Here is an 8,143-nt window from a genome sequence, read left to right as displayed (position 1 = left end):
CCAGAAACTGGTGAGAAACAGTCAGAAACAGCTATTTTCTTGGCAAGTGTTAGCCTAGCCCTATCCGCTATCTTTGTAGCAAAAAGTAAAAAAGAAACTGATTTATTTTTAGAAAAATGAGATGTTTCGTAGAGGGTCTTTGTCCCCCTCTTTTTCTATATAAACGAAGAGATTTATGTTCAAGATGCAAGGTGGATAGACTTTATAGTATAATGAATAGAGAGGAAAAAACAATGAAAGTGATTGAGCAAGCATTATTAGAAAAAGTCATTATTGAACGTTCTAGTACCAGTCATAAAGGAGACTATGGCCGTCTGCTGTTGCTTGGTGGGACTTATCCTTATGGTGGTGCCATCATTATGGCTGCTTTAGCAGCTGTAAAAAGCGGTGCAGGATTGGTGACTGTTGGAACGGATAGGGAAAATATACCAGCTTTGCACAGTCATTTACCTGAGGCTATGGCCTTTGCTCTTCAAGACCAGCAATTGTTAAAAGAGCAATTGGAGAAGGCAGAAGTTGTCTTACTGGGACCTGGTTTACGAGACGATACTTTTGGAGAAAATCTAGTAAAACAGGTCTTTGCTAGCTTAAAAAAGAATCAGATTTTGATTGTAGACGGAGGAGCCTTAACCATTCTTGCTAGGATAAGTTTGTCATTTCCGTCTAACCAGCTTATCCTAACTCCCCACCAAAAAGAATGGGAAAAGCTGTCTGGAATTACGATTAAAAAGCAAAACGAAGATACAATATCTAGTGCCCTGACTTCCTTTCCTCAAGGAACAATTTTGGTGGAGAAGGGTCCGGCTACTCGTATTTGGCAAGCTGGCCAGTTTGATTATTACCAGTTACAGGTTGGTGGTCCCTATCAGGCGACTGGGGGAATGGGGGATACTCTGGCTGGTATGATTGCAGGATTTGCAGGCCAGTTTAAACAAGCCAGTCTCTATGAACGTGTAATCGTAGCGACCCATCTTCATTCAGCCATAGCCCAAGAACTAGCTCAAGAACATTATGTGGTCTTGCCGACGGAAATCAGCAGTTGTCTGCCTAAAATAATGAAAAAAATATTTCAAAAAGAGTCTGAGACAAAATAATTCTCAGCCACAAAAAAGCTAGAGATTTCCAATTGTGGAACTCTAGCTTTTTAATTTTGAGTCGTTCTCTTATTGTATTTTAGGAGGTTATTGGCCATAAGTACCAATGCCATGTCAATTATCACTTGACGCTTCCCTCTCAGATTACATCTCTTGTAACCCAAACAAGCCTTTATCTGCCCACAGACAGGTTCCACATCAATCTTGTGTTGAGCGAAAATCTGTCTTCCTTCGGGAGATAAAAGCGCCTGACATTCTTTAGCTTTCAAGTTTTGATAGCGTTCGTTCATATACAGTCCCTTTTGAGGGGCTGATTCAGGTTCATCAGCGTAGTAAACCTTGATTTCCTGTTGAAAGTCCGTCTGTGTTTTCTGATGTTTGATATGGTGAAAACGATAATACCAGCCGTAAGGATGTGTGTAGCTATCCTCCTTGTCATTATAGTACCAATTCGCTAGATTTCTAGCCGATTGTTTATACCCTCGAAAATTTTTACCGCTAAATTCCCAAACTAAGTTCCGCTATGGTGGAAGTTAGTGTGAGACGTTTGAATGGGGTTGAAGGTTAATTTTTAGAACTTATGTTGGAGTAATGTAGACGACTGACAGACGTCTTCTGCAGGTATTTTAGAAATGCCGAGAAGTTTAGGAATCTCTTCTCCATAGGTAAATGTAAAGAGCTCATAGGCTGACTTTCCATTCAAAGCAGCACGTTTGACGCTGTTGACATGCGAACAGACGAGATTGATGTCCTCTTGAGTTAAATTGTCAAAAGAAGTTCCTTTAGGCAGAATGTCGCGAATCAGCGTGTGATTTTTCTCAATTCTCCCTTTCTGGTCAGAGCGATTAGGGTCACAAAAGAATAGTTTACTCTCTCCTCGCACATCCATTTCGATATCATCAACCCTGGCAAACTCTCCACCATTATCTGTCAGAATGACAGGGAAATTAGCAGATATGAAAATAGATAGTTTTTTAGTTAGCTGAATTTAGTAGTGTAATCAATACTAAAATGAATATGTCTAAATTTAAATAAACATATTTTTATAAGCAACTTTCAAACGGGGAGTTTTGCTGTGATTAATAGTATTATTTTTTACAACAAATAGGTTAATTCCAATGATGGATCCATCTATCAAATAACTTGCAATGAAATGTATAAAAATACATTGTGCCGATGTCAGAAAATTGTCTACTTTCGCAAAACACTTTTTTTTTTTTTGTAAAAATTTGATTCTAATCAGTTGAATATAAATAAAAAATAGAGTAAAATGATATGTATAAGTAATCATATTAGAATTGCAAGCTGTTCTTAGTAACAGCTAGTATTTTGTGTGGATACTAAACTAAATAAATTTTTGAGGAGAAGATAATGGGAAATAAACCATCTATGAGTCGTTCTGAACGTTTACGCCGTGAAAAAGTCACGCGTTACTCAATTCGTAAATACAGTTTTGGAGCAGCTAGCGTAGCAGTTGCTGCACTTTTCATGTTTTTGGGTAATGGAGCGGTGTCTGTTCAAGCCGATGAAATCCAAGAACCAAAAACAGCTGATGTTCCAACTAAAGAAGTTGTTTTGGATAAGACTCAATTGAAAAGCTATATTGCTGAAATTGAAGAGAAAATTTCAGCGGGTAAATACGCTAATAAGACTGAGGAGAGCATCGCTCTTTTAAATTCTGAGCTTGCTTCTGCTAAATCTGTGCTTGCTTCTGCAACCAGCCAAGATGAACTAAAAGCAGCTTATAATAAACTTGTCACTGTAGTAAACGCAAAATTGCACAATAAACCTGTAGAGAAACAAGAAAAACCAGCAGTAGATACGACAAATGGTAAAGAAACTGTCGGTAAAAAAGCAGAGAATACAGAGAAAAAATCTGATTCTAACTCAATTGAAAATACAGGTTCTAATGATTTACGTAATGGGAAAGAGTTAGACGTAGATAATGCTTTCCGTACAGAAGCTGTTACGAATAACAAACCAGTTGGGAATATTCCATTTTCTAATGCAGCTACAAAAGATATTTATGTTTATAAAGGTGAAGAAACCAATATTGAATTATCAGTAACAGATGACTCTGGGAAAATTAAGGATATTCGTATAGGAGAAGGATCAAGGGGTATTGATGCCCTAGGTGCTGCTGGTTCAAAAATAAACAATCAGTATGGACTAACGTTCTCATCTCAGAGAAATGAAACTGAAGGAATTGTAGCGACACAAGATAATCCAGCCAAGGTAACGATTACAGGGACAGTATCAGTGCCAAATCGACCAACTTATACAGGTAAGTTAGTGACACGTTATCTAGTCGCTGAAGATTTAGATGGGGCAGTATTCTCAGAGCCTAGTGGAAATCAGGAAAATGCGAATCCACTACCAGAAGGCTACTTTAAGTTATGGGTTCGTGAACAAACTCAAAAATATGATATTCAAGCACAAACAAATGAAGCTGGTAAGATTGCTGTTGCTGATGTAAACAATCTATCTCAAGCTGATTTTGAGAAAATTAAAAATAATATAAAAATTACTTATAATACAGCAGACGATGCAAGATTACTTGATAAAAACGGCAAATTAGTAGAAAATGCTTCAAACTACATTGACACTGTAACTAAGCAAGGAGATCAGATTGTTGTTACTTATAAAGACGGATCAACAGATTCTGTTGCTTTAACTAGTGTTTTACGCAACAATCCTCTACCTACAGTAAAAGTGCCATATTCGAACCAAGCAGAGAAACAAGTTTATGTTTATACGGGTGAAAATACGGATTTAACATTCACAGCTAATGATGATACTGCTGTAAAAGATATGTATTTACGTGGCCCTGGTGATGTTAATTGGAATAATGCTGAAGGTTTTGGGTTCACAACAGGTAAGATTGATAATGGTGTTGTTACTGGTGCGGGCACAATTTCTGGTAACAAACAGGAAGCAACTATTAAAATGACAGGTGTCACTACACTTACAGCACCAAACCGTTGGACAAGTTTTGTTGCAGCTAATGACAATGATAACTTTAGTTCAATGCCAGCGAATCGTAACTTTAACGCTTTAGATATTGATCCTGATGCAAAATCTAAACCAGGATATATTCAGTTTATCGTTAAAAATCAAACAGCTAAATACGATATTACTGCACCAACAGAAAAAGTTGCAGTAGCAGATCCAGACAATGTAACTGAAGCAGACTTAGCGAAGATTAAAGAAAAACTAAAACTTGAGTACTCTAACAACAATGATGATGCAAACTTAGCAGATAAAAAAGGTAAGAATGTAGAAGACAAAGATTCTAAGATTAAATCAGTAACAAAAGATGACCAAGGAAATCTTGTTGTAACGTATAAAGATGATTCTACTGATAAACGTAAATTATCAGAATTTGTACGTAAAAATACCGCTCCAACAGTAGAAGTTCCGTACTCGAACTTAGCTGAGAAGCAAGTCTATGTCTATACAGGTGAAAATACAGATTTGACATTCAAAGCATCAGACGATTCTGAAGTCAAAGATTTGTATTTACGTGGACCTGGAGATGTTCACTGGAATAACACTTTGGCCTTTGGCTTCTCTATGGGTGTAGTAAATAATGGTGCTGTTACTGGTGCGGGCACAATTTCTGATAACAAACAGGAAGCAACTATTAAAATGACAGGTGTCACTACACTTACAGCGCCAAACCGTTGGACAAGTTTTGTAGCTGCTAATGACAATGATAACTTTAGTTCAATGCCAGCGGATCGTAACTTTAACGCTTTAGATATTGACCCTGATGCAAAATCTAAACCAGGATATATTCAGTTTATAGTTAAAAATCAAACATCTAAGTACGACATTACTGCACCGACAGAGAAAGTTGCAGTAGCGGACCCAGACAACGTAACCGAAGCAGACTTAGCGAAGATTAAAGAAAAACTAAAACTTGAGTATTCTAACAACAATGATGATGCAAACTTAGCTGATAAAAAAGGTAAGAATGTAGATGATAAAGATTCTAGAATCCAATCAGTAACAAAAGATGACCAAGGAAATCTTGTTGTAACGTATAAAGATGGTTCTACAGATAAGAGAGCTTTATCTGAGTTTGTAAGTTTAGATAAACAACCAGCGATTAATGCAGTTAACCAAGCAGCAGAAGATAAGATTGCAGAGATTAACAAAACTCCAAACGCTACTGACGAAGAAAAAGCAGCAGCAATCGCCAAAGTAAATGCAGATAAAGAAAAAGCAGTAGCAGCGATTAACGATGCTAATGTAACGACAAAAGATGCTATTGATAAGGCCCAAAATGCTGGAACTACAGCAATCGCAGGTGACAATCCAGTAGTAGCGAAAAAGGCTGCTGCTAAAGCAGATGTTGAAGCAGCACGCAAAGCGAAAGCCGATGCAATTAATGCTGATAAAAATCTAACACAAGCAGAAAAAGATGCGGCTCTTGCTAAAGTTAATAAAGCAGTAGAAGATGCAACAAAAGCTATCGATGCAGCAACAACAGATGCAGCTGTAGATACAGCAAAAGGTACTGGAATTGCAGAAATTGGTAAGGTTAATCCAGTAGCAAAAGAAAATGCTAAGGATGCTATTGCGAATGCATTAACAGCTAAGAATAAAGAAATCGATGATCGTAAAGATTTAACACAAGCAGAAAAAGATGCGGCTAAGGCTGAAGCTAAGAAATTAGCGGATGCGGAACTTACAAAAGTTAATGCCCAACCTGATAATGCAGAAACGGCTGAAGCAGCAGCAGCGGCACAAAAACTTGTTAACGATGCAGAAGATAAAGGTGTTGCAGATGTAACGTCTGTATACCCAATTGCTAAAGAAGAAGCGAAAAAAGCAGTAGCAGATGAATTAGCCAAGAAAGAAAAAGAACTGGATGATCGTAAAGATTTAACAACAGAAGAAAAAGCAGCAGCTAAGAAAGAAGCGAAAGACTTAGCTAAAAAGGCTACAGATGCCATCAACGCTCAACCAGCGATTGCAGATACTTCAGATAAAGCAACAGCGGCGCAACAAGCAGTAGACACAGCTAAAACTACGGGTGTTGCGGAAGTTAAAGCAGTAAATCCAGAAGCGGTTAAGAAAAATGTGGCTAAGAAAGCAATTGAAGATGCATTAACAGCTAAAAACAACGCAATTGACGCTCGTGATGATTTAACACCTGAGCAAAAAACAGCAGCAAAAGAAGCAGCGAAAGCAAAAGCAGATGCAGCTAAAGATGCTATTGATAAAGCAACAACAGATGCGGATGTAGATCAAGCTAAAACAGATGGTGAAACAGCAGTTGCAAATGTAACTCCAGTAGCAAAAAAACCAGCTAAACAAGCAATCGCGAAAGCATTAGAAGATAAAAATGCCGAAATCGACAAACGTACGGACTTAACAGAAGAAGAAAAAGCTACAGCTAAGAAAGAAGCGAAAGATAAAGCTGATGCACAATTAGCAGAAATCGCTAAACAACCAGATGTAGCAGATACACCAGAAGCTGCACAAACAGCGCAAACAGCAGTAGATGCAGCTAAGAAAACAGGTGTTGACGAAGTAACTGCAGTAAATCCAACAGCAGTAACTAAACCAGAAGCTAAAAAAGCAATTGATGCTAAATTAGCTGAACAACTAAAAACTATCGAAAGTACTCCAGATGCTACAGATGATGAGAAGAAAGTTGCAGCAGACGCAGCTAAAGCTCTAGCAGATGAAGCTAAGGCAGAAATCGACAAAGCAGGAACAGATGCAGATGTTAAAGCTTTAGAAGACGAAGCAAAAGCTGAAATCGAAAAATCTTTACCATTAGTTGAAGATAAACCAAATGCTCGTAAAGCAATTGACGAAGAAGCAACAGCTAAAAAAGCAGCAATTGATTCACGTACAGATTTAACTCCTAAAGCAAAAGAAGATCTTAAAGCTCAAGTAGATAAGATTGCAGAACAAGCTAAAAAATCTGTAGATGCCGCTAAAACAGCAGAAGCTGTTGATGGAATTGAAGAGTCAGATAAAGCGGCTATTAAAGCTGTAGGTGAAGTGAATATTCCGGCTGATAAAGTTCTTGTAAATGACCCAAGTACTTTAACAGACGATGAAAAAGCTAAGGTCTTAGAAGCTGTTAAGAAAGTAAATCCAGATGCTAAAGAAATTACTCAAGATGCAGATGGAAATATTACTGTTACAACTCCAGATGGTCATCAGGAAACCATCACTCCTGAACAAGTTGTGAAAACGTCTGATACAGCAAATGAACCAAAAGCAGGAAATGATGTAGTTAAACCAGCGAATAAAGTGGTTGTAGCAGATCCAGCTAAATTAACAGATGCTGAAAAAGAAAAAATTAAAGCAGCTGTAGAAGCAGTAAATCCAAATTCTGTAGTAACAGTAGATGAAAAAGGAAATGCTAAAGTATCAACTCCAGATGGACAAACACAAGTGATTCCTGTAGATGAATTAGTACGTACTGCTGAAGATACTAAGAAACCAAATGCAGGAAACGACATCAATACACCATCAGATAAAACAGTCGTAGCAAATCCAGAAGCCCTTACTCCAGAAGAGAAGAAAGCAATTGAGGATAAGGTTAAAGCCGTTAACCCAGGTGCTACGGTAGTAGTGGATGATAAGGGTAACGCAACAGTTACAACACCGTCAGGTAAGACAGCAGTTATTCCAGCATCAGCATTAACGAAGACAGCAGAAGCAGCTGCTAAACCAAATGCAGGCGACGATGTAGTAACACCAGCCTCTAAGACAGTAGTAGCCAATCCAGATAGCTTAACTCCAGAAGAGAAGAAAGCAATTGAGGATAAGGTTAAAGAAGTTAACCCAGGTGCTACGGTAGTAGTGGATGATAAGGGTAACGCAACAGTTACAACACCGTCAGGTAAGACAGCAGTTATTCCAGCATCAGCATTAACGAAGACAGCAGAAGCAGCTGCTAAACCAAATGCAGGCGACGATGTAGTAACACCAGCCTCTAAGACAGTAGTAGCCAATCCAGATAGCTTAACTCCAGAAGAGAAGAAAGCAATTGAGGATAAGGTTAAAGCCGTTAACCCAGG

The 8,143-nt window shown here is 38.1% G+C and carries 3 protein-coding genes and 2 pseudogenes; 3 read left to right on the top strand and 2 right to left on the bottom strand.

What is annotated here, in order from left to right:
- Positions 1 to 120, top strand: a 120-nt coding sequence (locus B7692_RS11545; protein ID WP_142360038.1) for an LPXTG cell wall anchor domain-containing protein, incomplete at its 5' end; no start/stop codon positions are given.
- 113 nt (positions 121 to 233) lie between these two features.
- Entirely contained in the window at positions 234 to 1,094 is an 861-nt protein-coding gene (locus B7692_RS06245; RefSeq protein ID WP_084930233.1) for an NAD(P)H-hydrate dehydratase, read from the top strand.
- Between the two features lie 50 nt (positions 1,095 to 1,144).
- Here the strand turns inward: B7692_RS06245 and B7692_RS11540 are convergent.
- Together B7692_RS11540 and B7692_RS06235 are read right to left on the bottom strand one after the other, a co-directional pair.
- Positions 1,145 to 1,579: pseudogene (locus B7692_RS11540) on the bottom strand (transposase); the annotation flags it as partial.
- Positions 1,580 to 1,665: 86 nt separating this feature from the next.
- Positions 1,666 to 2,040, bottom strand: a pseudogene (locus B7692_RS06235) (transposase); the annotation flags it as partial.
- A 425-nt stretch (positions 2,041 to 2,465) separates the two neighbouring features.
- Between B7692_RS06235 and B7692_RS06230 the strand changes: the two are divergent.
- Positions 2,466 to 8,143 (top strand): DUF1542 domain-containing protein (locus tag B7692_RS06230; protein WP_142360037.1); only part of this gene is annotated, 5,678 nt, incomplete at its 3' end.

This window comes from Streptococcus mitis (assembly GCF_002096925.1).
Taxonomy (GTDB): domain Bacteria; phylum Bacillota; class Bacilli; order Lactobacillales; family Streptococcaceae; genus Streptococcus; species Streptococcus mitis_AF.
The sequence above is the reverse complement of the archived record's forward strand: the minus strand, read 5'-3'. Positions and strand labels throughout refer to the sequence as shown.